The 24,705-nt window shown below is 72.3% G+C and carries 19 protein-coding genes; 8 read left to right on the top strand and 11 right to left on the bottom strand.

Annotated elements, in window-relative coordinates; genetic code table 11:
• Positions 1-1,290 carry a GlxA family transcriptional regulator gene (locus ACWD6P_RS23105; RefSeq protein WP_451446043.1) on the bottom strand — a complete coding sequence of 430 codons (1,290 nt, stop codon included), beginning with the start codon at positions 1,288-1,290 and terminating at the stop codon, positions 1-3.
• 349 nt (positions 1,291-1,639) lie between these two features.
• Positions 1,640-1,912: a hypothetical protein gene (locus ACWD6P_RS23100; protein WP_451446042.1), complete on the bottom strand. Its 273-nt coding sequence runs from the start codon at positions 1,910-1,912 to the stop codon at positions 1,640-1,642.
• Positions 1,913-2,321: 409 nt separating this feature from the next.
• Between ACWD6P_RS23100 and ACWD6P_RS23095 the strand changes: the two genes are divergently transcribed.
• Positions 2,322-2,843 carry a universal stress protein gene (locus ACWD6P_RS23095; RefSeq protein WP_451446041.1) on the top strand — a complete coding sequence of 174 codons (522 nt, stop codon included), beginning with the start codon at positions 2,322-2,324 and terminating at the stop codon, positions 2,841-2,843.
• A 338-nt stretch (positions 2,844-3,181) separates the two neighbouring features.
• Here ACWD6P_RS23095 and glmS read toward each other — a convergent pair whose 3' ends face one another.
• Both glmS and ACWD6P_RS23085 read right to left on the bottom strand, forming a co-directional pair.
• Positions 3,182-5,008: a glutamine--fructose-6-phosphate transaminase (isomerizing) gene (glmS, locus tag ACWD6P_RS23090; protein ID WP_451446040.1), complete on the bottom strand. Its 1,827-nt coding sequence runs from the start codon at positions 5,006-5,008 to the stop codon at positions 3,182-3,184.
• Positions 5,009-5,103: 95 nt separating this feature from the next.
• The gene (locus ACWD6P_RS23085) at positions 5,104-5,394 is read right to left on the bottom strand and encodes a hypothetical protein (RefSeq protein ID WP_451446039.1); all 291 of its coding nucleotides are present in this window, start codon (positions 5,392-5,394) and stop codon (positions 5,104-5,106) included.
• Positions 5,395-5,596: 202 nt separating this feature from the next.
• On the opposite strand from ACWD6P_RS23085, the gene ACWD6P_RS23080 reads away from it, so the two are divergent.
• Positions 5,597-7,192 (top strand): beta-N-acetylhexosaminidase, encoded by a 1,596-nt coding sequence (locus tag ACWD6P_RS23080; RefSeq protein ID WP_451446038.1) that lies wholly within the window; start codon positions 5,597-5,599, stop codon positions 7,190-7,192.
• A 110-nt stretch (positions 7,193-7,302) separates the two neighbouring features.
• On the opposite strand, the gene ACWD6P_RS23075 is transcribed toward ACWD6P_RS23080, so the two are convergent.
• Genes ACWD6P_RS23075 through ACWD6P_RS23060 form a run of 4 tightly spaced genes read right to left on the bottom strand, consistent with a single transcriptional unit; the run spans position 7,303 to position 13,056 of the window.
• Entirely contained in the window at positions 7,303-8,472 is a 1,170-nt protein-coding gene (locus ACWD6P_RS23075; protein WP_451446037.1) for an acyl-CoA dehydrogenase family protein, read from the bottom strand.
• 2 nt (positions 8,473-8,474) lie between these two features.
• Complete coding sequence (locus tag ACWD6P_RS23070; RefSeq protein WP_451446036.1) at positions 8,475-9,416, bottom strand: hydroxymethylglutaryl-CoA lyase; 942 nt, start codon at positions 9,414-9,416, stop codon at positions 8,475-8,477.
• Positions 9,413-11,398 (bottom strand): acetyl-CoA carboxylase biotin carboxylase subunit, encoded by a 1,986-nt coding sequence (locus ACWD6P_RS23065; RefSeq protein WP_451446035.1) that lies wholly within the window; start codon positions 11,396-11,398, stop codon positions 9,413-9,415. The genes ACWD6P_RS23070 and ACWD6P_RS23065 overlap by 4 nt, the downstream gene beginning before the upstream one ends.
• A 26-nt stretch (positions 11,399-11,424) precedes the next feature.
• The gene (locus ACWD6P_RS23060) at positions 11,425-13,056 is read right to left on the bottom strand and encodes a carboxyl transferase domain-containing protein (protein ID WP_451446034.1); all 1,632 of its coding nucleotides are present in this window, start codon (positions 13,054-13,056) and stop codon (positions 11,425-11,427) included.
• Between the two features lie 134 nt (positions 13,057-13,190).
• Here ACWD6P_RS23060 and ACWD6P_RS23055 point away from each other — a divergent pair, with 134 nt between their 5' ends.
• From ACWD6P_RS23055 to ACWD6P_RS23045, 3 genes are all read left to right on the top strand, one after another.
• Complete coding sequence (locus ACWD6P_RS23055) at positions 13,191-13,832, top strand: SACE_7040 family transcriptional regulator (RefSeq protein ID WP_451446033.1); 642 nt, start codon at positions 13,191-13,193, stop codon at positions 13,830-13,832.
• Positions 13,833-13,993: 161 nt separating this feature from the next.
• Complete coding sequence (locus tag ACWD6P_RS23050; protein ID WP_451446032.1) at positions 13,994-15,151, top strand: acyl-CoA dehydrogenase family protein; 1,158 nt, start codon at positions 13,994-13,996, stop codon at positions 15,149-15,151.
• Positions 15,152-15,183: 32 nt separating this feature from the next.
• A complete protein-coding gene (locus tag ACWD6P_RS23045; protein ID WP_451446031.1) occupies positions 15,184-16,083 on the top strand; it encodes an acyl-CoA thioesterase in 900 nt (299 codons plus the stop codon).
• Positions 16,084-16,115: 32 nt separating this feature from the next.
• On the opposite strand, the gene ACWD6P_RS23040 is transcribed toward ACWD6P_RS23045, so the two are convergent.
• Positions 16,116-17,192, bottom strand: coding sequence for a S1 family peptidase (locus tag ACWD6P_RS23040; RefSeq protein WP_451446030.1), 1,077 nt, complete (start codon positions 17,190-17,192; stop codon positions 16,116-16,118).
• Between the two features lie 209 nt (positions 17,193-17,401).
• Complete coding sequence (locus tag ACWD6P_RS23035) at positions 17,402-18,199, bottom strand: phosphatase (protein ID WP_451446029.1); 798 nt, start codon at positions 18,197-18,199, stop codon at positions 17,402-17,404.
• A gap of 192 nt (positions 18,200-18,391) precedes the next feature.
• Here ACWD6P_RS23035 and speB point away from each other — a divergent pair, with 192 nt between their 5' ends.
• Positions 18,392-19,378, top strand: coding sequence for an agmatinase (gene speB, locus ACWD6P_RS23030; protein WP_451446028.1), 987 nt, complete (start codon positions 18,392-18,394; stop codon positions 19,376-19,378).
• 170 nt (positions 19,379-19,548) lie between these two features.
• Here the strand turns inward: speB and ACWD6P_RS23025 are convergent, their stop codons facing one another.
• Positions 19,549-21,174 carry a helix-turn-helix domain-containing protein gene (locus ACWD6P_RS23025; protein WP_451446027.1) on the bottom strand — a complete coding sequence of 542 codons (1,626 nt, stop codon included), beginning with the start codon at positions 21,172-21,174 and terminating at the stop codon, positions 19,549-19,551.
• 198 nt (positions 21,175-21,372) lie between these two features.
• Here ACWD6P_RS23025 and ACWD6P_RS23020 point away from each other — a divergent pair, with 198 nt between their 5' ends.
• Both ACWD6P_RS23020 and ACWD6P_RS23015 read left to right on the top strand, forming a co-directional pair.
• Positions 21,373-22,815 carry a sodium:solute symporter gene (locus ACWD6P_RS23020; protein WP_451446026.1) on the top strand — a complete coding sequence of 481 codons (1,443 nt, stop codon included), beginning with the start codon at positions 21,373-21,375 and terminating at the stop codon, positions 22,813-22,815.
• A 94-nt stretch (positions 22,816-22,909) separates the two neighbouring features.
• Positions 22,910-24,646, top strand: a complete 1,737-nt coding sequence (locus tag ACWD6P_RS23015) for a thiamine pyrophosphate-binding protein (RefSeq protein ID WP_451446025.1) — start codon at positions 22,910-22,912, stop codon at positions 24,644-24,646.
• The last annotated feature ends 59 nt before the right edge of the window (positions 24,647-24,705 follow it).

Genomic DNA, 24,705 nt, shown 5'->3' with positions numbered 1-24,705 from the left:
TCACCCTACGGGGCGCTCGCGCTGTCCGGGCAGCACGGGCCGTCCCGCACCGCGGCCGACCGGGGTCTCCGGCAGCCGGGACGCATACACGTCCGACTGCGGTTTGCCCGGATCGCCCGTTTCGGCGGTCGCCAGACCGTGGCCGGCCAGCGCGGCGGCGGAGAACCGCTCCGCGCCGCCCGCCCCCAGCGCCGCCCGCTCCCGCTCCGGCCGCTCGGCGCGGTCGGCCCGCTCCGGTCGCAGCGCGGGCTCGGGTCCCCCGTTCTGCGGCCGGCGCGCGCGGTAGGCCGCGCGGTAGGCCGCGGGCGAGGCGCCCAGCTGCCGGCGGAAGTGGCCGCGCAGGGCGACCGGGGAGCGGAACCCGCAGCGCCCGGCGACCTCGTCCACCGAATAGTCGGAGGTCTCCAGCAGCCGCTGGGCCTGCAGCACCCGCTGTGTGATCAGCCACTGCAGGGGGGCGCTCCCGGTGAGGGAGCGGAACCGTCGGTCGAACGTCCGCCGGCTCATGTAGGCGCGCGCGGCGAGCGTCTCCACGTCGAACTGCTCGTGGAGGTGCTCCAGCGCCCAGGCGACGACCTCGGCGAGCGGGTCGGCGCCGATCTCTTCTGGTAATGACCTGTCGAGGTAGCGCTGGTGCCCCAGATCGGAGGCGGTCCGGCGGGGCGGCACGACGAGCCGGCGGGCCAGCGCGTTCGCGGCGTCCGCGCCGTGGTCGGTGCGCACGATGTGCAGGCACAGATCGATGCCCGCCGCGGTCCCCGCGGAGGTGAGCACATCGCCGTCGTCGACGAAGAGCTCGCGGGGGTCCACATGGACGGACGGATAACGCTTGGCGAGCGTCGGCGCGTACATCCAGTGGGTCGTGGCCGGTCGGCCGTCGAGCAGTCCGGCCGCGGCGAGGACGAACGCCCCCGTGCACAGCCCGACGATCCGGGCCCCTTCTTCATGCGCCCGGCGCAGCGCGTCGAGCGCGGCGGGCGGTGGGGCCTGGGTGATGGAACGCCAGGCCGGTACGACGACCGTCCCGGCACGGGAGATCGCCTCCAGCCCGTAGGGGGCTGACAGCTCCAGCCCCCCGGTCGTGCGCAAAGGTGCATCTTCGCCCGCGCACACAAGTAGCCGGTACCTCGGAACGCCGGCGTCCTGTCGGTCGATGCCGAAGACCGAGAGCGGAATGGAGCTCTCGAAAATAGGTCCGCCGCTGAAGAGGAGCACCGCGACTATTTCGCGGCGTCGTCGGGCGGCGAGCTTGCGTGCGGCATCTGGTACGGCAGCGGAGTCCTGGCTCATGGCACTTAAGCCCCCCTCGGTCGTCTCGCCCTCTCGGTCCTGCACAGTTCCCCCGCCGTAACTACCAAGATCGAATCTACTGTGTTCCGTGAGGATGGAGTGCCAAGTTCACCACCCGCTGGTATGTCGATATGGCAACTTGGCGCGAAGCATTCGATCACGAAGCGTTCCACTCGTCGGGCCTGCATGGGAAGTACGCGTCTCGGCTCTGCCCGTTCGCAGTAGGACACAACCATGCCCAGCGGTCCTTTCCTCCCTGCTCACACAAGGGTTGAGGGGGGTTCGGGGCAAGGTGAGGGGGTGGCCCGGAAGTTGGCTGAAAACGGTCGCACGCAGACTTGCGGGCGCCTCAGTCGGCCGGCGTACGCCCTTCGGAATGGCGTCCGCCCCTGCGCGCCGGAGGTGCCGAACGTCCCTTTCTGTCCCGGTGTCGTCCGGCGTCGTGGGGACGGGCCCGCGCACCGCTGCGTTCGGACCGCCGCAGCAGTGCGCGGCAGGCGCAGGTCACCGCCACGAGGCCGGCCCCGGTGCCCGCCGCGCCGGCCCAGGGGGCGCCGCTGACGATCAGGACCAGGGGCACCAGGGCGCAGCCGAACGCGCCCCAGCGCACGACGTCGCTCACTGGGTCCGGTGATCTGTCGGGCCGCAACCGCACCTCGTACTCCCCTCGGACGGGCTGCTACTACAACGCCGTCGGCGATCACGGGTCACCACGAGGGGTACGTACGGGGGCAGGCCGGGGCATTGCCATACGGGCCACGCTCCGGCATGCTCCGGGGAACGTTCGAGGCCACTCCGCGCCGCCCTCCGCCTCGCGTGGGCGCCCGGCGTTCGCGGCGGGCTCTGGGCAGCGGGGGAGTAGCGCCGTACTCTTGGGGTATCGGCTTGGGAAGATGATTCCCAGTCGTATTGTTCCTCTTTGAACTATGGCTACCGCACCTCGATAGAGCCAGCTCAGTCAACTGCCGGATCAAGTCAATCGCCGTTCCCCGTTCGCCCCTCCGCAAGAGGACGTCCTCGCCGAGACACCAATGGCCGGTCACGAATTCCCCGAACCAGCGGACCGCAAGCAGGTCGCCGATCCAACGGCGGACCTGGAAGCGGCGGAAGAGCCACGACACTCCTGCGACCCCGCGTTCCGGCACGGCGTCGTGGTCGGCTTCGACGGTTCCATGTCGAGCGAGCGGGCGTTGGCGTATGCAATCGGTATCGCGCGGCGCCACAGCGCCGGACTGATCATCGTCCATGTGGCCAACCGGCTGCCGACGACCGTCTGGGCGGGCTGCGAGCCCCCGGTCTTCGTCGACGTACCCGATCACCGCACCGAGGTGCTCGGCCTGGAGCTCGCCTGTGCCGAGCATCTCAGCGAGGTGCCCTGGATCCTCGTCGAGCGGGGCGGGGACATCTGCCACGAGCTGGAGGAGGTCGGCCGGGAGTACGAGGCCGACGCGATCGTGGTCGGCTCCACCCATGGCATCGTCGGCCGGATCTTCGGCTCGGTCGCCGGCCGGCTGGCCCGCCGGGCGCAGCGCCCGGTGATCGTCATTCCCTGACCGCGCGCCGGCTGATCCCGGTTCCTCGCGCGTGGCCATCTCTTCGCACACCGCCCGCAGTTGAGGGGGCGTCGTGGACGTTCCGTGCGGCCGATCTCCCCATCTCCGCCTCCCGCAGAGGTGGATTGTGCCCTTGTGAGGGGTAGAAAACGGTCACGTGGGCGCGCCGCATGCACGGGCCCGGGCGGCCGCGCACACGGCAACTGCGTGCTGCCGGCCGGGAGGTGACGGTTCCCGGGGCGGCGGCATCCCGCCGGCGTATGGCCGATGCCGGCGAAGGGGAGGCGGCGGCGTCGCGCGTATGGTGGCACGCGCGACGCCACCGCCCCTGGGTGGAGCTACTCCACCGTCACCGACTTCGCGAGGTTGCGGGGCTTGTCGATGTCCCGGCCCAGGGCCAACGCCGTGTGGTAGGCGAGCAGTTGGAGCGGGATGCCCATCAGGATCGGGTCCAGCTCGGGCTCGTTCTTCGGGACGATGACGGTGTGGTCGGCCTTCTCCTGCTCCTGGTGCGCGACGGCGAGGATGCGGCCGCTGCGGGCCTTGATCTCCTCCAGCGCGGCGCGGTTCTTCTCCAGCAGGTCGTCGTCCGGGACGATGGCGACGGTCGGCATGGCGGGCTCGATGAGCGCCAGCGGGCCGTGCTTGAGCTCGGAGGCCGGGTAGGCCTCGGCGTGGATGTAGGAGACCTCCTTGAGCTTCAGCGAGGCCTCGCGGGCCACCGGGTAGCCGCGCACCCGGCCGATGAACATCATCGACTTGGCGTCGGCGTAGTGGGCCGCCAGCTTCTTGATGTCCTCCTCGCCCTTGAGGATCTCGTCGATCTGGCCGGGCAGCTTGCGCAGGCCCTCGATGATCCGCTTGCCGTCCGCGACGGACAGGTCGCGGATGCGGCCCAGGTGCAGGGCGAGCAGCGCGAAGGAGACCACCATGTTGGTGAAGCACTTGGTGGAGACGACGCAGACCTCGGGTCCTGCGTGCACGTAGATGCCGCCGTCGGTCTCCCGGGCGATCGCCGAGCCGACCACGTTCACCAGGCCCAGCACCCGCGCGCCCTTGCGCTTGAGCTCCTGGACGGCGGCCAGCACGTCGTAGGTCTCACCGGACTGGGAGACCGCCACGTACAGCGTGTCGGGGTCCACGACCGGGTTGCGGTAGCGGAACTCGGAGGCCGGCTCGGCGTCCGAGGGGATCCGGGCCAGCTCCTCGATCATCTGCGCGCCGATCTGGCCCGCGTGGTACGAGGTGCCGCAGCCCAGGATCTTCACCCGGCGCACCGCGCGCGCCTCGCGGGCGTCGAGGTTCAGGCCGCCGAGGTGCACGGTGGAGAAGCGGTCGTCGATCCGCCCGCGCAGCGCGCGGTCCACCGCGTCCGCCTGCTCGGAGATCTCCTTGTGCATGTAGGTGTCGTGGCCGCCCAGGTCGTACGACTCGGCCGCGTACTCGACGGTCTCCGGCGTCGCCGTCGTACGGGAGCCCTCGGTGGTGTACGTGCGGTAGTCGTCGGCCTTGAGGGTGGCCATCTCGCCGTCGTCGAGGGTGACGACCTGGCGGGTGTGCGAGACCAGCGCCGCGACGTCGGAGGAGACGAACATCTCGTGCTCGCCGATGCCGAGGACGACCGGGGAGCCGTTGCGGGCGACGACGATGCGGTCGGTGAAGTCGGCGTGCAGCACCGCGATGCCGTACGTGCCCTCGATGTGCCGCAGTGCCTCGCGGACCTTCTCCTCCAGCTTCTCGGCCTGGGAGCGGCCGATCAGGTGGGCCAGCACCTCGGTGTCGGTCTCGGAGGCGAACTCCACGCCGTCGGCGGTCAGGCGGGCCCGGAGCTCGGCGGCGTTGTCGATGATGCCGTTGTGGACGACGGCGACCTTGCCGGTGGCGTCCTGGTGCGGGTGGGCGTTCTCGTCCGTGGGGGCGCCGTGGGTGGCCCAGCGGGTGTGCGCGATGCCGGTGGTGCCCGCGAAGCGCTTGGGCAGGCGGGACTCCAGCTCGCGGACCCGGCCCTTGGCCTTGGCGGTCTTCAGGCCCGCCGCCTTGCCGGTGCCGCTGGAGTGGATGGCGATACCGGCCGAGTCGTAGCCGCGGTACTCCAGGCGCTGGAGGCCTTCGAGGAGCAGCGGAGCAACATCACGTTTGCCGATATATCCAACGATCCCGCACATACAGAGACCCTCCGAGAAAGACGTTGTGTCCGTTGAAGACGTTATGCCGGTTGAAGGCGTTGCTTCGGTTGCGGTGCCCGGCGCCCTGCGGGGCGTCAGCCGTAGACGAGGCGGCGCAGCTGGCGGGCCGAGAGATCGGGCGGGGCCACGGCCCGGTGCGGCATCTCGTGGCGGATCCGTTCGAAGATCTCCTCGTTGCGCAGCCCCTGGGACTGCAGCTCACGGTGGCGCCGGCGGACGAACTCCTCCGTCGTCTCGTCGAAGTACGCCAGCACGTCGAGCACCACCCGGGCGGCCTCACCGCGCTGCAGCGGTGTGCTGCGCACCAGGTGGTCCACCAGGTCGTCGTGCGGCGCTTCTGCGCTGCGGTTTCGGCGTTCGAGCACCCGTAGATACTGCGGGGCGGCGCGAGGATTCGCAAGAAATCTGCCCGGAATCGGGCAGGTCCCCGATTTGGGTGCGGGAAAGTGGTCTACACCTTGACCCCTGATCCAGGCTCGCGGTACGCATGGTCACCGTTCCGTCGCTCCATGCCATGCACGATGCCACGCACGCTGCCATGTACGACGTTCGCCGAAGGGACCGTCGATGAGACGACGCAGACTGCTGTTCTCGCTGCTGCTGGTCGCGGCGGCGGGGCTGGGAACCGCCGCCGTACCGCCCCGGGGCGGCGGCGCCCCGGCCGCCACCCCCCTGGACCAGGTGGTCCCCGCGCCCGCGTCCGTGCACAGCGCCGGCAGCGCGTTCACCCTCGGCGAGGGCACCCGGATCAGGGTGCCCGGCGGCTCCCCGGAGGCCAGGAGGATCGCCGGCTATCTGGCCGGGCTGCTGCGGCCCGCCACCGGCTTCGAGCTCCCCGTGACGACCAAGGACCGGCCGGACGGCATCGTCTTCCGGCTCGGCGGCCCCGGCGCCAAGGGCCTGGGCGCCGAGGGCTACCGCCTGACCTCCGGGGCCCGCGCGGTCACCCTCAGCGCCGCCCGCCCGGCCGGCCTCTTCCACGGCGTACAGACCCTGCGCCAGCTGCTGCCCGCCGGCATCGAGCGGCGCAGCGCCCAGCCCGGCCCCTGGCGGATCGCCGGCGGCACCATCGCCGACTCCCCGCGCTACGACTACCGCGGCGCGATGCTCGACGTCTCCCGGCACTTCTTCACCGTCGACCAGGTCAAGCGCTATATCGACCAGCTCGCCAGGTACAAGATCAACAAGCTGCATCTGCACCTCTCCGACGACCAGGGCTGGCGGATCGCCGTCGAGAGCTGGCCGCGGCTGGCGACCTACGGCGGCTCCACCCAGGTCGGCGGCGGCCCCGGCGGCCACTACACCAAGGACGACTACCGCGAGATCGTCCGCTACGCCGCCGACCGCTACCTCACCGTGGTCCCCGAGATCGACATGCCGGGCCACACCAACGCCGCGCTCGCCTCCTACGCCGAGCTCAACTGCAACGGCCAGGCGCCGCCGCTCTACACCGGCACCAACGTCGGCTTCAGCTCGCTGTGCGTGCCGAAGAAGGTGACGTACGACTTCATCGACGACGTCATCCGTGAGATCGCGGCGCTCACGCCCGGCCCGTACCTCCACATCGGCGGGGACGAGGCGCACTCCACCAGCCACGAGGACTACGTCGCCTTCATGGACAAGGTGCAGCCGGTGGTCGCCAAGTACGGCAAGACCGTGATCGGCTGGCACCAGCTGACCGGGGCGCACCCCGCGAAGGGCGCCGTCGCCCAGTACTGGGGCTACGACAAGACGAGCGCGGACGAGCGCGCCCAGGTCGCCGACGCGGCCAAGCGCGGCACCCGGCTGGTCCTCTCGCCCGCGGACCGCGCCTATCTCGACATGAAGTACGACAAGAACACGCAGCTGGGCCTGTCCTGGGCCGGGTACGTCGACGCCAAGCGCTCCTACGACTGGGACCCGGGGGCCTATCTGGCGGGGGCGCCCGGGGAGTCGGTCCTGGGCGTCGAGGCGCCGATGTGGACCGAGACCCTGTCGACCTCGGCGCACCTGGAGTACATGGCCTTCCCGCGGCTGCCGGGCATCGCGGAGCTGGGGTGGTCGCCGGCGGACACGCACGACTGGGAGACGTACAAGTACCGGCTGGCGGCGCAAGGGCCCCGGTGGGACGAGCTGGGGATCAACTACTACCGGTCGGCGGAGGTGCCGTGGCCGGCGGCCTGAGCCGGTGATGTCGCCGGGCCGCGCTTGCGGGTGCGGCCCGGCGGCACACAAGGTCCGTCCTCAAACGCCGGACGGGCTTGATTTTCACGGGCTTGATGGTGACGGCTGGGCTATGACGCGCTGGACGTAAGACCCAGCTCCCGCGCGATCAGCATGCGCTGGACCTCGCTGGTGCCCTCGCCGATCTCCAGGATCTTGGCGTCGCGCCACATCCGGGCGACCGGGTACTCGTTCATGAAGCCGTAGCCGCCGTGGATCTGGGTGGCCTCACGGGCGTTGTCCACCGCGATCTCGGACGAGTAGAGCTTGGCGAGCGCCGCCTCCTTCTTGAAGGGCTCGCCCAGCACCAGGCGGGAGGCCGCGTCGCGCCAGGCCAGCCGGGAGGTGTGGGCGCGCATCTCCATGTCGGCGAGCTTGAACTGGATCGCCTGGTTGGCGCCGATCGGCCGCCCGAAGGCCTGCCGCTCCTTGGCGTACGCCACCGACTCGTCCACACAGCCCTGCGCGAGGCCGGTGGCCAGCGCCGCGATGGCGATCCGGCCCTCGTCGAGGATGCGCAGGAACTGGGCGTAGCCGCGGCCCTCCTCGCCCAGCAGGTTGGCGGCCGGGACCCGGACGTCGGAGAAGGACAGCTCGCGGGTGTCCGAGGCGCTCCAGCCGACCTTGGAGTACGGGGCGCCGACCGTGAAGCCGGGCGTGCCGGACGGGACGATGATCGAGGAGATCTGCGGGCTGCCGTCGTCGGTGCGGCCGGTCACCGCCGTGACCGTCACCAGGCCCGTGATGTCGGTGCCGGAGTTGGTGATGAAGCACTTGCTGCCGTTGATCACCCAGTCTCCGCCGTCGCGCACCGCGGTCGTGCGGGTGGCGCCGGCGTCCGAGCCGCCGTCCGGTTCGGTGAGGCCGAACGCGCCGAGGACCTCCCCGCTGCACAGCTTGGGCAGCCACTCGCGCTTCTGCTCCTCGGTGCCGAAGCGGTAGACCGGCATGGCGCCCAGGGAGACGCCGGCCTCCAGGGTGATGGCCACCGACGAGTCGACCCGGGCCAGCTCCTCCAGGGCGATGCCGAGGGCGAGGTAGTCGCCGCCCATCCCGCCGTACTCCTCGGGGAACGGCAGGCCGAACAGGCCCATCCGGCCCATCTCCTGCACGATCTCGTACGGGAACGCATGCTTCTCGTAGTACTCGCCGATCTTCGGGGCGACGACGTCATGCGCGAACGCCTCGACCGTACGCCGGAGTTCTTCCAGCTCATCGGGCAGACGGTGGTCCAGGGACATGGTCACTCCTTGTGGGAGAGGGCTCGGAGGGTGCGCGAGGGGCTCGGGCGGCCCAGGACCTCGGCCATCCACACGCTCGTGGCGACCAGCCGGTCCAGGTCGACGCCGGTCTCGATGCCGAGGCCGTGCAGCATCCACACGAGGTCTTCGGTGGCGAGGTTGCCGGTGGCGCTCTTGGCGTAGGGGCAGCCGCCGAGGCCGCCCGCCGAGGCGTCGACGGTGGTGACGCCGTGCTGGAGCGCGGCGAGGGTGTTGGCGAGGGCCTGCCCGTAGGTGTCGTGGAAGTGCACGCCCAGCCGGGAGGTGGGCACGCCGGCCTCGTTGAGCGCGGCGAGCAGGTGCTGGACGTGGCCGGGGGTGGCCACGCCGATGGTGTCGCCCAGGCTCAGCTCGTCGCAGCCCATCTCCAGCAGCTCCCGGCAGACGCGGACGGTCTGCGCGAGGGGCACCGGGCCCTCCCAGGGGTCGCCGAAGCACATCGAGAGGTAGCCGCGCACCTGCACCTCGGCGTCCTTGGCGCGGGCGACGACCGGCGCGAACATCGCCAGCGCCTCGTCGACCGTGCGGTTGAGGTTGGCCTTGGCGAAGGACTCGGTGGCGCTGCCGAACACCGCGATGCGGCGGGCGCCCAGGGCGAGCGCACGGTCCAGTCCGCGTTCGTTGGGCACCAGCACCGGGAGCCGGTGCGGGTCGAGATCGCCCAGCAGCGGGAACAGCCGTTCCGCGTCGGCGAGTTGGGGTACCCACTTGGGGTGGACGAAGCTGGTGGCCTCGACGGTCGGCAGGCCCGCGTCGGCGAGCCGGTGGATGAACTCGGCCTTGAGCTCCGTCGGGACGACGCCCTGCTCGTTCTGCAGGCCGTCGCGCGCGCCGACCTCGTGGATCCGCACGCGGGTGGGCAGGCCCTCCGCCCGGATCTCCATCGGCAGTCCGGCCGCGGTCATGACGCCCCCTCCTGTCCGCCCTCGGGCGTCTCATGGGGCGCGATCACGGCCAGGACCTGGTCCATGGCGACGGTCGTGCCGACCGTGACGTCCAGTTCGGTGACGGTCCCGGCGTGCGGCGCGGAGATGACGTGCTCCATCTTCATCGCCTCCACCACCAGCAGGCCCTGCCCGGCGGTCACCTCGTCGCCGACGGCGACCTTGACGACGGTGACGGTGCCCGGCATCGGGGCGGCCAGGGTGTCCGCGCCGTGCCCGCCCGCGGCCCCGCGCAGCGCCGCCGCCACCGGGTCGTGATCGGTCACTTGCCAGGAGTCGCCGTCCCGGCCGAGCCAGTCGCCGCTGCGGTGGAAGGTGTGCAGGACCCCGTCGACGGTGACCCGTACGCGGTCCGCCTCGACCTGCCCGGCCGCGGAGCGCGGCGGTGCGTCCCAGGCCACCGGGTCATGGCCGGGCACCCGCAGCCAGTGGCGGACGGGCGCGGGCTCGCCGCCGAGCCTGAAGCCGCTGGGCGCGGCGAACGGGTCGCGCCAGCCGCCCTCGGCCACCTGCGGCTCCAGCGCGGCCTGCCGCACCGCCGCGGCCGCCGCGTACACCTCGTCCGGCACCTCGCCGCAGGTCAGACCGGCCGCCTCTCGCTCCACCAGGCCGGTGTCCAGCTCGCCGGAGACCACGTCGGGGTGGGCCAGCAGCCGGCGCAGGAAACCGGCGTTGGTGGTCACGCCGAGGGTGACCGTCTGCGCCAGCGCGGCGCGCAGCCGGCGCAGCGCGCTCGCCCGGTCCGGGCCGTGGGCGATGACCTTGGAGAGCATCGGGTCGTAGCGGCTGCCGACCTCGACGCCCTGGGCGAGGCCGGAGTCCGTACGCACTCCCGCACCCTGGACCTCGTGCAGTGCGAGGACCGTGCCGCCGGTCGGCAGGAAGTCGCGCGCGGGGTCCTCGGCGCACAGCCGCGCCTCGATGGCGTGCCCGGTGAGGGTGATGTCCTCCTGGGCGTAGGGGAGACGCTCACCGGCCGCGATCCGCAGCTGCCACTCCACCAGGTCCAGGCCCGTGACCAGCTCGGTGACCGGGTGCTCCACCTGGAGGCGGGTGTTCATCTCCATGAAGTAGTAGGAGGCCGGGTCCTTGCCGGGGACGATGAACTCGACGGTGCCGGCGCCGCGGTAGCCGCAGGAGCGGGCCGCCTGGACGGCCGCCTCGCCCATCGCGGCGCGGGTGGCCTCGTCCAGCAGGACCGAGGGCGCCTCCTCGATGACCTTCTGGTGGCGGCGCTGCAGGGAGCACTCGCGCTCGCCGAGGTGGAGGACGTTGCCGTGGCCGTCGGCCAGGATCTGGATCTCGATGTGCCGGGGCCGGTCGATCCAGCGCTCGACGAGGAGGGTGTCGTCGCCGAAGGAGGAGCGGGCCTCACGGCGGGCGGCGGCGATCTCGCCGGCCAGCAGCGCCTCGTCGCGGACCAGCCGCATGCCCTTGCCGCCGCCGCCCGCGGACGGCTTGAGCAGCACGGGCAGCCGGATCTCCCGTGCCGCGGCGGCCAGTTGGTCGTCGTCCAGGCCGCTGCCGGAGGAGCCGGGGACGACCGGGACGCCGGCCGTGCGCACCGTCTCCTTGGCGCGGATCTTGTCGCCCATCAGCTCGATGGACTCGGCGGACGGGCCGATGAAGACCAGCCCCGCGTCCGCGCAGGCCCGCGCGAAGCCGGCGTTCTCCGCGAGGAAGCCGTAGCCGGGGTGGACCGCCTGCGCACCGGTCCGCGCCGCCGCGTCCAGCAGCCGCTCCACCGACAGATAGCTCTCGGCGGCCGGCGCCGGGCCGATGCGTACGGCCGTGTCGGCCTCGCGGACGTGCCGGGCGTCGGCGTCCGCGTCGCTGTAGACGGCGACGGAGCGGATGCCGAGGGCGCGCAGGGTCCGGATCACGCGGACCGCGATCTCGCCGCGGTTGGCGATCAGGACGCTGTCGAACATGGTCGTTGCCATGGGTGTGGGCATTCCCCTCATGAAGATCACATCCGGAAGACGCCGTAGCCGGGCGCCGCGGGGTCCCTGTGGGGGAGCGGGGCGTTGGCGCAGGCGGTCAGCGCCAGCCCCAGCACCTGGCGGGTCTCCAGCGGGTCGATCACGCCGTCGTCCCACAGCCGCGCGGTGGCGTAGTAGGCGTTGCCCTGGGTCTCGTACTGCTCGCGCACCGGCGCCTTGAAGGCGGCCTCCTCCTCGGCGCTCCACTCCTCGCCGCGCGCCTCCAGCTGGTCGCGCTTGACGGTCGCGAGGACGGAGGCGGCCTGTTCGCCGCCCATCACCGAGATCTTGGCGTTCGGCCACATCCACAGGAAGCGCGGCGAATAGGCCCGGCCGCACATCGAGTAGTTGCCCGCCCCGTACGAGCCGCCGATGACGACCGTCAGCTTCGGCACGCGGGTGCAGGCCACCGCCGTCACCATCTTCGCGCCGTGCTTGGCGATGCCGCCCGCCTCGTACGAGCGGCCGACCATGAAGCCGGAGATGTTCTGCAGGAACAGCAGCGGGATGCCGCGCTGGTCGCACAGCTCGATGAAGTGTGCGCCCTTCTGGGCGGATTCGGAGAAGAGGATGCCGTTGTTGGCGACGATGCCGACCGGGTGGCCGTGGATGTGGGCGAAGCCGGTGACCAGCGTCGTGCCGTACTCGGCCTTGAACTCGGCGAACCGCGAGCCGTCCGTGATCCGCGCGATCACCTCGCGGACGTCGTAGGGCGTACGGGAGTCCACGGGCACCGCGCCGTACAGCCCGGCCGGGTCGACCTCGGGCTCCGCCACCTCGCGCACGGTCCACGGCAGCGGGGGCCGCTCGCCGAGCGTGGAGACGATGGTCCGCACGAGCCGCAGCGCATGCGCGTCGTCCTCGGCGAGGTGGTCGGTGACGCCGGAGACCTTGGTGTGCACCTCGCCGCCGCCCAGCTCCTCGGCCGTGACGACCTCGCCGGTGGCGGCCTTCACCAGCGGCGGGCCGCCGAGGAAGATCGTGCCCTGGTTGCGGACGATCACCGCTTCGTCGCTCATCGCGGGGACGTAGGCGCCGCCCGCCGTGCAGGACCCCAGGACGGCGGCGATCTGCGGGATCCCCGCCCCCGACATCCGGGCCTGGTTGTAGAAGATCCGCCCGAAGTGGTCGCGGTCGGGGAAGACCTCGTCCTGCATGGGCAGGAACGCGCCGCCGGAGTCGACCAGATAGAGGCAGGGGAGGCGGTTCTCCAGCGCGATCTCCTGGGCGCGCAGATGCTTCTTGACCGTCATCGGGTAGTACGTGCCGCCCTTGACCGTGGCGTCGTTGGCGATGACGAGCGCCTCGCGGCCGCTGACCCGGCCGATGCCCGCGATGACCCCGGCGGCGGGCGCCGCGCCCCCGTACATCCCCTCCGCCGCCAGCGGCGCCAGCTCCAGGAAGGGCGAGCCGGGATCCAGCAGGGCGTCCACCCGGTCACGGGGCAGCAGCTTGCCGCGTGCGGTGTGCCGCGCCCTGGCCTTCTCGCCGCCGCCCAGCCGGGCCGCCGCGAGCTTCTCGCGCAGCTCGGCGGCGAGCTCGCGGTGCGCGGCCTCATTGGCCCGCCAGGAGTCGGACGCCGTGGCGGCCGCGCTCCCCAGCACCGGTGCCTGCTCCATCAGTACGAGCCCCCTTGCTCGATCAGCCGCCCCGGTGCCGCGATCGGCGGCCGCGGGGCCCTGCGGGTTAATGGCCGTTAACCTCATTTCCCTCAGGTTAACGACCACTAACCCGGCTGTCTACAATCGACGGCATGAGTAATGCGCAGGCCTCCGCCCCGACCAGCCGCCGCGAGCAGATCCTCAAGGAGGCCGCCCGGCTCTTCGCCGAGCGGGGATTCCACGGCGTCGGCGTGGACGAGATAGGGGCGGCCGTGGGCATCTCGGGCCCCGGCCTCTACCGGCACTTCGCCGGCAAGGACGCGATGCTCGCCGAGCTGCTGGTGGGCATCAGCGAGCGGCTGCTGGAGGGCGGCCGGATGCGGGTCGCCGAGGGCGGCGAGAGCCCCGAGGCGGTGCTGAAGGCGCTGATCGACAGCCATATCGACTTCGCGCTGGACGACCGGCCGCTGATCACCGTGCACGACCGCGAGCTGGACCGGCTGCGGGAGGCCGACCGCAAGCGGGTGCGCCAGCTCCAGCGGCAGTACGTCGAGCTCTGGGTGGAGGTCGTCCGCCGGGTCCACCCCGGTCCCTCCGAGTCCCAGGCCCGCGCCGCGGTGCACGCCGTCTTCGGCCTGCTCAACTCCACCCCCCACCTGGGCCGCCCCGGCTCCCTGCCGGGCCGTACGGAGACGGCGGAGCTGCTGCACAGGCTGGCGCTGGGGGCCTTCGGGGCGGTCGCGGCCGCGCCGGGCGGGCAGGAGCCGGTGACGGCGGCGGTGCCGGGCGCGTAGGGGTCTCTCCGTCCGGCTCGCGCTTCCGGCCCGCGCGGGCTTGAGGCGGGCACGGTTTCTCGTTGACCTCTGGACAGTTTTGGTGACCGGCGGGTAGCTTTCGCAGCGCGAGAGGCTGAGCAAGCGCTTAGCCATGGATGGCGGTGAAGGAGGCCATGGGCATGCGCCGTACGGTGTTCAACGAGGATCACGAGGCATTCCGCGAGACCATACGCGCCTTCATCGAGAACGAGGTCGTACCGGTCTACGACGAGTGGTTCGCCGCGGGCCAGGCGCCCCGGGACTTCTACTACAAGCTCGGTGAGCTGGGCGTCTTCGGCATCCGCGTCCCCGAGGAGTACGGCGGCGCCGGCATCGACTCGCACAAGTACGAGGCCGTGATGTACGAGGAGACCGCCCGCGCGGGCGTCTCCTTCGGCGGCTCCGGCGTCCATGTGCTGCTCGGCCTGCCGTACATCGAGATGCTCGCCACCGACGAGCAGAAGAAGCGCTACCTGCCGAAGTTCGTCACCGGCGAGGAGATGTGGGCCCTGGCGATGACCGAGCCGGGCACCGGCTCCGACGTCGCCGGCATGAAGACCACCGCGAAGCTCTCCGACGACGGCACGCACTACGTCCTCAACGGCGCCAAGACCTTCATCACCGGCGGCGTGCACGCCGACCGCGTCATCGTCTGCGCCCGCACCGCCGCCCCGCGCGAGGACGACCGCCGCTTCGGCATCTCGCTCTTCGCCGTCGACACCAAGTCCCAGGGCTACTCCGTCGGCCGCAAGCTCGACAAGCTGGGCCTCAAGGTCTCCGACACCGCCGAGCTGGCGTTCGTCGACGTCAAGGTCCCGGTCGAGGACCTGCTCGGCGAGGAGAACAAGGGTTTCTCCTACCTCGGCCAGAACCTGCCCTCCGAGCGTTGGGGCATCGCCTTCGGCGCGTACGCGCAGGCCAAGGCCGCCATCCGGTTCGCCCAGCAGTACGTGCAGGACCGCACCGTCTTCGGCAAGCCGGTCGCCGCCTTCCAGAACACCAAGTTCGAACTGGCCGCCTGCCAGGCCGAGGTGGACGCCGCCGAGGCGGTGGCCGACCGCGCCCTGGAAGCCCTCGACGCCCGCGAGCTGACGCCGGCCGAGGCCGCGTCGGCGAAGCTGTTCTGCACCGAGGTCGCCCACCGCGTCATCGACAAGTGCCTCCAGCTGCACGGCGGTTACGGCTATATGAACGAGTACCCGATCGCCCGCCTCTACGCCGACAACCGCGTCAACCGCATCTACGGCGGCACCAGCGAGGTCATGAAGAGCATCATCGCCAAGTCGATGGGCCTGTAGACCGGGCACGGACTCTCCGACAGGCCACACACGTGAACCACGTCAACGACGCGCTGCGGTCCCTGGTCGGTCTGCTCTCCCTGGAGCGGATCGAGCAGGACATCTTCCGCGGACAGTCCCAGGCCTCGGTCGTGCCCCGGGTCTTCGGCGGCCAGGTCGCCGCCCAGGCCCTGGTCGCGGCCGGCCGCACGGTCCCCGCCGACCGGCCGCCGCACTCCCTGCACGCGTACTTCCTGCGGCCGGGCGACCCCGGCGCGCCCATCGTCTACACCGTCGACCGCATCCGCGACGGCCGGTCCTTCACCACCCGCCGCGTCGTCGCCGTCCAGCACGGCCAGCCGGTCTTCCACCTCTCCGCCTCCTTCCAGGTCCACGAGGAGGGGATGGAGCACCAGGAGCCGATGCCCCCGGCGCCGGACCCGCTGGAGCTGCCCACCGCCGCCGAGATGCTGCCCCGCTACGCCGACCGGTTCGCCGGCCCCGGCGTCGTCGACCGGCTGCTGGAGTCCCGCGCCGCGATCGATCTGCGCTATGTGGGCGAGCCGCCGTTCGGCACCGTCGGCGAGGTCCGCGAGCCCCGGTCCCAGGTCTGGTTCCGCACCCAGGGAAAGCTGGAGGACGGCGGCGAGATCCCCCGTCCGCTGCTCGACATCTGCCTGGTCACCTACGTCTCCGACATGACCCTGCTGGACTCGATCCTGCTCGCGCACGGCCGCGGCGGCTGGGCGGTCGGCGATGTGGTCGGCGCGAGCCTGGACCACGCCATGTGGTTCCACCGCCCGCTGCGCGCCGACGACTGGCTCCTCTACGACCAGGAATCCCCCACCGCCCAGGGCGGCCGGGGCCTCGGCCGCGGCCGCATCTTCACCGCCGACGGCCAACTGGCCGCCTCGGTGATCCAGGAGGGGGTCATCCGGGTCCCCCGGGGGTAGGACGCGCGCCCTTCGGACCGGCCCGGCCCGTATCAGCCCACGTGCGCCCCGGACTTCTCCAGGGCCTCGCGCACCGGCTGGTAGAAGGACTCGCCGCCCACCTTGCAGTCGCCGCGGCCGCCCGAGGTGAGGCCGAGGGCGGTGTGTCCCTCGAAGAGGGAGCCGCCGCTGTCGCCGGGTTCCGCGCAGACGGTGGTCTGGATCAGGCCGTCGACCCGGCCCTCCTGGTAATTGGCCGTCACATCGACCGCGGTCACGGCGCCCCCGTGCACCTTGCTGGTGCTGCCGCTGCGCTGCACCTTCTGGCCCACGATCGGGTCGCCCACCTCGGTGATGGACTGCGCCTTGCCGTCGTAGAGATCGACCTCGCTGGGGTGCACGACGTCGGCGGCGGTGTACTTGGCGAGCCCGAAGTCGTCACCGGGGAAGTGGCTGCTCTCCGACACCGCGCTCTCGGGGCCCGCCTGCGCCGCGGACCAGCGCTGCACCGCCTTGGTGCAGTGCCCGGCCGTCAGGAAGTACGGCTGCCCGCCCTTGGTGACGTTGAAGCCCAGCGAACAGCGCGACAGCAGGCCCCAGATGGCGTTGCCGCCGGCGATCACCGGCCGGAGCACGCCCGGCGACTGGGTGAGGGCGGCCCGGTCGCCGAGTGAGGAGGCGACCAGCTTGAGCTTGTCCAGGGCGTCGGACTTGACCGTGCGGTCGGCGGTGATCACCACCTTGTTGGTCCGGGGGTCCATCGCCCAGGACGTCCCGGGGATCGCGGCCTTGTCCAGGAGGGTCGCGCGGGCGGCGTCCAGCGAGGCGAGCGAGTACTTGACGATCTTGGCTTCGGCGCCGGCCGAGCGGACCTTGGCGGCCGCGGCCTCGTCGGTCACGTTCACGACGAGCCTGCCGTTCTCGGCGTCGAAGTACGAGCCCGCCCCCGCCTCGCCGAGGACGGAGCCGAGCTCCTTGGCGCGCTGGGCGGCGGCGGTGGCCGTCGGTGGGTCAGGGACCTTGGCGGGGGCGGCGTCTGCGCTCTGCAGAGCGAGTGCGGCGGTCAGCAGGGCCACGACACCGGCACCGGCGATGATCTTGCGAGGCGTGGATTCGCTCGTGTGCTTCAACTCGGAACCTTCGGTGGGGGGTGGGGTTTCCCGAGCACTCACGCGGCACACAGGGGCGCGTGGGAGCAGCGGCGCGGATTCATCCTTTCCAGGCCCCACCGTGCGCTACACCGGCCCTGCCCCAGGTCCGCGCGAATCACCCGTACGGCCCGAGCCCGCCCCGTACGGCCCGTGCCGCGCCCCACCCGCCTGACGGGCCGGCAAGACCCTCAGCCGAGCCCCGCCGCATCCAGCAGATACGCGGTCAGCGGGTCGTAGTAGCGGGGGCTGCGGACGTGGTCGTCCAGCGGGACGGTCACCTGGAGCGTGCCCTCCGCCTCGGCCAGGAACAGCGCCGGGTCGTTGCAGTCCGCGAAGCCCACCGCGTCGATCCCGCGCTGGCCCGCACAGCCCGCCCAGCCGTGGTCGGCCATCACCAGATCCGGCTGCGGGCGGCCCTCGCTCTCCAGCCCGTTCAGGACCGCGGCCATCGGCTCGGGCGAGTGGGTGTGCCACAGCGTCGCACCGCGCTCCAGCATCGCCACGTCGGCGAACTGGAAGACCATGCCGTCATCGGCCTGCAGCCCGTCCGGAATGACGACGATCTCGCAGCCGGCCGCCCGCAGCGCGTCGGCCGTGGCGCGGTGCACATCGAGCAGTCCGCCCGGGTGGCCGGTCGCGAACAGCACCCGCTGACGGTCGGCGGCCGCCTTGCGCAGCACCGCCGCCGTACGGTCCAGCGCGTCCACCGTGAGCTCCGGGTCGATGGTGTCCTGGCCCTGCCGGTGGTGCGGGTCGTCACTGACTCCGCAGCGCTCCGCCATCACGGCCAGCACATCCTGCTCGTCCGCCCAGCGGTCGCCGAATTCCAGGCCGAACCAGTAGTGACGGTCGCCGTTGGCGAGCCTGCGGTAGTGGGAGAGGTTGTTCTCGCGGGGAGTGGCGACCTGGCCGGCGATACGGGTGCGGACGAGATGGTCGACGAGTTCGGCGCGCGAGGGGGCGGCGGCTGCGGAGGCTATCGGCATAGCGCCATTGTGCCCGGACGTATGTTCCGGGGCGGGGCGGTTTCGCAGCCCGGACGGGCGCGTACGGATGGCGGGGCGGGCGCACCGCAGGGCGGACAGACGCCGGGGGCTGGACAAAATGTCGAATGCCCTCCCCCTCCCCGCCGCAAATGTCCATGGGCCGGACCGGCGGCCGTCCCTAATCTCACCGTTATGACCACCGCAGCCAGCGCATCCCCCGAGCCCGTCGGCCCCGTCGACTCCTCCCGCATCCCCCGCTACGCCGGGCCCGCGACCTTCGCCCGCCTGCCCCGCCTCGACGAGGTCGGCGGCCGGGCCGACGTGGCCGTCGTCGGCGTCCCCTTCGACACCGGCGTCTCCTACCGGCCCGGCGCCCGCTTCGGCGGCAACGCCATCCGCGAGGCCTCCCGCCTGCTGCGCCCGTACAACCCGGCCCAGGACGCGTCCCCCTTCGCGCTCGCCCAGGTCGCCGACGCCGGTGACATCGCTGCCAACCCCTTCAACATCAACGAGGCCGTGGAGACGGTCGAGGCCGCGGCCGACGACCTCCTCGCCAGCGGCGCCCGCATGATGACCCTCGGCGGCGACCACACCATCGCGCTGCCGCTGCTGCGCTCGGTCGCCAAGAAGCACGGCCCGGTGGCCCTGCTCCACTTCGACGCCCATCTGGACACCTGGGACACGTACTTCGGCGCCGAGTACACCCACGGCACGCCCTTCCGGCGCGCGGTCGAGGAGGGCATCCTCGACACCTCCGCGCTCTCCCACGTCGGCACCCGCGGCCCGCTCTACGGCAAGCAGGACCTCGACGACGACGAGAAGATGGGCTTCGGCATCGTCACCTCCGCGGACGTCATGCGGCGCGGTGTGGACGAGGTGGCCGACCAGCTCCGCCAGCGCATCGGCGACCGCCCCCTGTACATCTCCATAGACATCGACGTCCTGGACCCGGCGCACGCGCCCGGCACCGGCACCCCCGAGGCGGGCGGCCTGACCTCCCGCGAGCTGCTGGAGATCCTGCGCGGGCTGGCCTCCTGCAACCTGGTCTCGGCGGACGTCGTGGAGGTAGCTCCGGCCTACGACCACGCGGAGATCACCTGCGTGGCCGCCTCGCACACGGCGTACGAGCTGACGACGATCATGTCGCGGCAAATCGCTGCCGCAAGGCAGGGTCAGTAAGCACAGCGCTGCCGCAAGGCAGGGTCAGTAGGCACAGCGCTGCCGCGAGGCAGGGTGGTCAGTAAGCGCAGTGCTGCGTCCCGGCAGGGCTGATCGGCTGCGCGCACGATGACGGCGGCCCGTCACGGAGTACCCGTGGCGGGCCGGTCGCGTATGAGCGGTCAGCGGTGTTACCGGCGGCGTCCGGTGTCCCGGTCGAGGCAGCGCAGTGCGAACCACAGCTCCATGCGGACGTCGGCGTCGTCCAGGTCGGTGTCGAGGAGTGTGGCGATACGGCCGATGCGCTGGCGGACGGTGTTGCGGTGGATGCCGAGGGAGTTCGCTGTCCGGTCCCAACTGCCGTGCAGCGAGAGCCAGTTGTGGAGTGTGGAGAGCAGGGCGGGGGAGTCGGTCAGCGGGGCGAGCAGGGCCTCGGCGTGCCGGCGGGCGTCGGCGGGCGCGACGAGGGAGGTGAGGCCGTGGGGGCCCGGGGCGCGCTGGCGTACGAGGGGGACGCGATGGGCGAGGGCGCGGCGCAGAGCGGTGGCGGCGTGCCGGTCGGCGGCCGGCAGCTCCTCGACCGGGACCGGTTCGCTGACGCCGAGCGTCCAGCCGGGCTGTGCGCCGACCGTGCGGTCGGCGGGGACCAGGGCGCGCAGGGCGGATGGCCGCTCGGCCTCGGGGCCTGACCCGGCCGATCGGTCCGAGGCCGGTCCGTCCGACGTCGACCCGTCCGAGGCCGGTCCGTCCCACGGGTCCTCCGGGGCCGACGCGGCCGGGGCGACCAATGGCGTGCCGAGCGCGGCGGCCAGCGAAGCCTCCGCCTGCGCCGGCCGCTTCGTCTCCCGTCGGGGCTCGGCATGGACGACGGTCCACCGGGGATGGCCCAGGAGCGGGGCGACCTCGGCGGGGCGGGCGCCGAGCAGCAGCCGGACCAGGGCGGCTGAGCTCTGCGGGCCCCCGGCCGGGGCGCGGTCGGCGGCCGGGCCGGTGATCAGGGAGAGCAGTACGGCGGCGACGCCCGCGATGGCGTGCGCGGGCGGATCGTGCGGGTCCACGGCGACCACGAGGACGGGCGCCTGCGGGCCGGGGGCGCGCCCCGTCAGGGCGTATGCGGACAGCTGGGTGCCGGGCAGTGCGTCGGTGGCCGAGGACGGGCCGCCGGCGCCGATGACCTGTACGAGCCGGCCGGCCGCGGCCCGTACGGCGGCGTGGGGGCGCGGGCCGGCCGCGCCGTGTTCGGTGCCGTCCGGGGCGAGCAGCGCGGTCCAGCCGTGGACATGGCGGGCCAGGGCGCGCAGCACGGCGCCGGCCGGATCGGGGCGGGCGGCGGCCGCGGCCAGGGCCCGCTGGGCCTCGCTGAGCCGGGTCAGCTCGCGGTGCCGGGCCTCCGTCACGGCCTGCCATACGGCGCTCTCCACGGCGGTGAACGGGGTGCCCGCCGGGACCTCGACGAGCGGCAGCCCGTGCCGGTCGCAGGCCGCCACCAGGGCGCCGGGCACCCTGTCGTGCACCGGCGCGATCCCGAACCCGAGGGCGGCGGCACCGGCGGCGACGGTGCGGGCCGCATAGCCGTCCAGGTAGTCGTCCAGCACGTCGGCGTCCCCGGACACCTCCGCCAGATGGACGCCCGCCGTCAGCAGCATCTCGCCGCCCAGAAGGTACGGCACCGGGTCTGCCATCTCCGAGGTGTGCACCCAGTGGATCGCGACGCCCTCTCGGGGGCCGGCGATCTGGCGCAGGCCCAGATCCGTCCGCGCGAGGAGGTCCGCCAGCGGGACCGGCGGGGTGGACGGCGGAGGCATCGGGTGCGGCATGTGCGAACCATCCACGTCGGCGGGCGGTGAATGGAGGAAACGTACACTTCAGCGTCGCCTTCCCGCCTCCTAGGGTCAACCCCCAGACGAGGCGCCCGGCAGGGACCCCCGCCCGCCGGGCGCCCGTCTCCTCCTCGCACCCCCACGCCCCCACCCCCGTCTCCACCTCCCCCTCGGCGCAGCTGGAAGGGATGGCCCATGGCTGTCGACTACGCGGTGATCGTGCTCTACCTGGCCGGAATGCTCGCCATGGGCTGGTGGGGGATGCGGCGCGCCAAATCCAAGAGCGAGTTCCTGGTCGCGGGGCGCCGCCTGGGCCCCGCGATGTACTCCGGAACCATGGCGGCGATCGTGCTCGGCGGCGCCTCCACCATCGGCGGGGTGGGGCTCGGCTACCAGTACGGCCTCTCCGGCGCCTGGATGGTCTTCACCATCGGCCTCGGACTGCTCGCGCTGAGCGTCTTCTTCTCGGCCCGGATCGCCCGGCTGAAGGTCTACACGGTCTCCGAGATGCTGGATCTGCGCTACGGCGGCTCCGCCGGACTGATCTCCGGTGTCGTCATGTGGGCGTACACGCTGATGCTGGCGGTCACCTCGACCATCGCCTACGCGACCATCTTCGATGTGCTCTTCGGCCTCGACCGGTCGCTGTCGATCATCCTCGGCGGGGCGATCGTCGTCGCGTACTCGACGCTCGGCGGCATGTGGTCGATCACCCTCACCGACATGGTCCAGTTCGTCGTCAAGACGATCGGCGTGCTGCTGCTCCTGCTGCCCATCGCCGTCGTCAAGGCGGGCGGCTTCGCCGAGATGAAGGCGCAGCTGCCGGACGACTACTTCGCGCCCCTGGGGATCGGCGGCCAGACGGTCTTCACCTATGTGCTGATCTACTCCTTCGGCATGCTGATCGGGCAGGACATCTGGCAGCGGGTGTTCACCGCGCGCAGCGACAGGGTCGCGCGCCTGGGCGGCACCGCGGCCGGTACGTACTGTCTGGCGTACGCGCTCGCCGGTGCGGTCATCGGCACCGCGGCCAAGGTGCTCTACCCGCGTCTGGGCAGCCCGGACGACGCCTTCGCGACGATCGTCAAGGACGCGCTGCCGATGGGCGTGCGCGGGCTGGTGCTGGCCGCGGCGCTGTCGGCGGTGATGTCCACGTCCTCGGGCGCGCTGATCGCCTGCGCCACGGTCGCCAACAACGACATCTGGTCCCGGGTGAGGGGCGCGGTGCGCAAGCCGGAGGCGGCGGACGGCGCGGTGCACGACGAGGTGCGCGGCAACCGGCTGTTCATCCTCCTCATGGGCGTCGCGGTCATCGGCATCGCGATCGTCCTGAACGATGTCGTCGCGGCCCTCACCGTCGCCTACAACCTGCTGGTCGGCGGGCTGCTGGTGCCGATCCTGGGCGGACTGCTGTGGAAGCGCGGCACGGCGGCGGGCGCGCTGGCCTCGGTCGCGGTGGGCGGAGCGACTGTCGTCGGGCTGATGGCCGTGTTCGGCGTCCTGGCCAACGAGCCGATCTACTACGGGCTGATCGCCTCCCTCGTGGCCTATGTGGCGGTGAGCCTGGCCACCAGGCCCACGGACGCGACGGTACTGGCGGCCTGGCGGGAGCGCACCACCAGCCTGTCCGGTGTATGACGCGAGACGGTCGCGAAATTCAGCCCGTCCGGCGATTGAGGACGAGCGGCCGCCAGGCCGCGAACGAGCACAACGAGACGGAGAGCCGACAACGATGAGCACCCTGGAAGCGCCGTCGCCAGCACCGCGCAGCGGCGGCGACCTGGTAGTGGAGTCGCTGACAGCCCTCGGCGCGACCACCGTCTTCGGCCTCCCCGGCCAGCACGCCCTCGGCATGTTCGACGCCCTGCGCCGCTCCACGCTGCGCTACGTGGGGCTGCGGGTGGAGAACAACGCGGGCTTCGCCGCCGACGCGTACGCCAGGACCACGCACCGCGTCGCGCCGCTGCTGGTCTCCACCGGCCCCGGCGCGCTGCTGACGCTGCCCGCGCTCCAGGAGGCGGCGGCGGGTTCGGCCGCCGTACTGGCCATCGGCAGCCAGGTGCCGGTGGCCGGCCTCGGCGGCGGTCGCCACGGCTATCTGCATGAACTCACCGACCAGAGCGCCTCGTTCCGGGGCGTGGTCAAGTCCGTCCACACGGTGCGTACCGCCTCGCAGATCCCGTCGGCGGTGGCCGCCGCCTGGGAGTCGGCCCTGAGCGCGCCGCACGGTCCGGTCTGGCTGGAGATCCCGCAGGATGTGCTGCTGGCGCCCGTAGACGTGCCTCCGGTTGCCGAACTCTCCGCCGCTCCAAGGGAGTTGGCGCCGCGCCCCGAGCTGATCGCGGCGGCGGCCCAGCGGCTGACGCAGGCCCGGCGGCCGGTGATCCTGGCCGGTGGCGGGGTCGTACGGGCCGGAGCCGAGGCGGAGCTGCTGGCGCTCGCCGAGCGGCTGCGGGCGCCGGTGGCCACCACCTTCGGCGGCAAGGGCGCCTTCCCGTGGGAGCATCCGCTGTCCCTGCAGTCCTGGCTGGAGGACCGCCACACCACGACCTTCCTGGAGGACGCGGACACCCTGCTGGTCGTCGGCTCCGGGCTGGGCGAACTCTCCTCGAACTACCACACGTTCCGCCCGCACGGCCGTGTCGTACAGATCGAGGCGGACCTGGGCAAGCTGGAGTCGAACCACGCCGCGCTGGGCATCCACGCGGATGCGCGGATGGCGCTGTCAGCCCTGGTCAAGGAGGTGGCACGACACGAAGGCGCGGCGCGGCGCGACCCTGCGGACGCCCGGTCGGACACCCCGTACGCCCGGTCGGACACCCCGTACGCCCGGTCGGACACCCCGGACGCCGCCACCCCCGAAGCCGCCGTCCGCGACCTCCTCGCCCGCGTCCGCGACCGCATCGCCGGGCAGCACCTCGACGTGGAACAGCAGGTGCTGGCCTCGGTGAGGGAGGCGCTGCCGGACGGTGCGGTCAGCTGCTGGGACATGACGATCCTGGCCTACTGGGCCTGGTCCGCCTTCGACCCGCGGGGCACCAACGCGCTGCACTCCGCGCAGGGCGCCGGCGGCCTGGGCTACGGCTTCCCGGCTGCGCTGGGCGCGGCCGTCGCGGACCCGTCGCGGCCGGTACTCGCGGTCTCCGGTGACGGCGGCGCGATGTACTCGATCGCCGAGCTGGCCACCGCCCGGCAGTACGGCCTGCCGGTGACCTGGCTGATCGTGGACGACGGGGGCTACGGCATCCTGCGCGAGTACATGACCGACGCCTTCGGCGAGGCCACCGCCACCGAACTCACCCGCCCGGACTTCGCGGCCCTCGCCGAGTCCTTCGGCGTCCCCGCGGTCCGTACGACGCCCGAGCGGCTGCGTACGGACCTGTCGGCCGCGCTCGCCGCGCCCGGCCCGTCCGTGGTCGTCCTTCCGGCCCGGCTGCGGATGTTCGCCCCGACCCATCTGACGGCCTGAACCCATCTGACGGCCTGAACCCATCCGACGGCCTGAACCCCTCTGGCGGCCTGAGACGG

The sequence above is a fragment of the Streptomyces sp. NPDC002446 genome (assembly GCF_053595675.1).
Note: the sequence above shows the minus strand (reverse complement) of the source record. Positions and strands in the feature narration are given on the sequence as shown.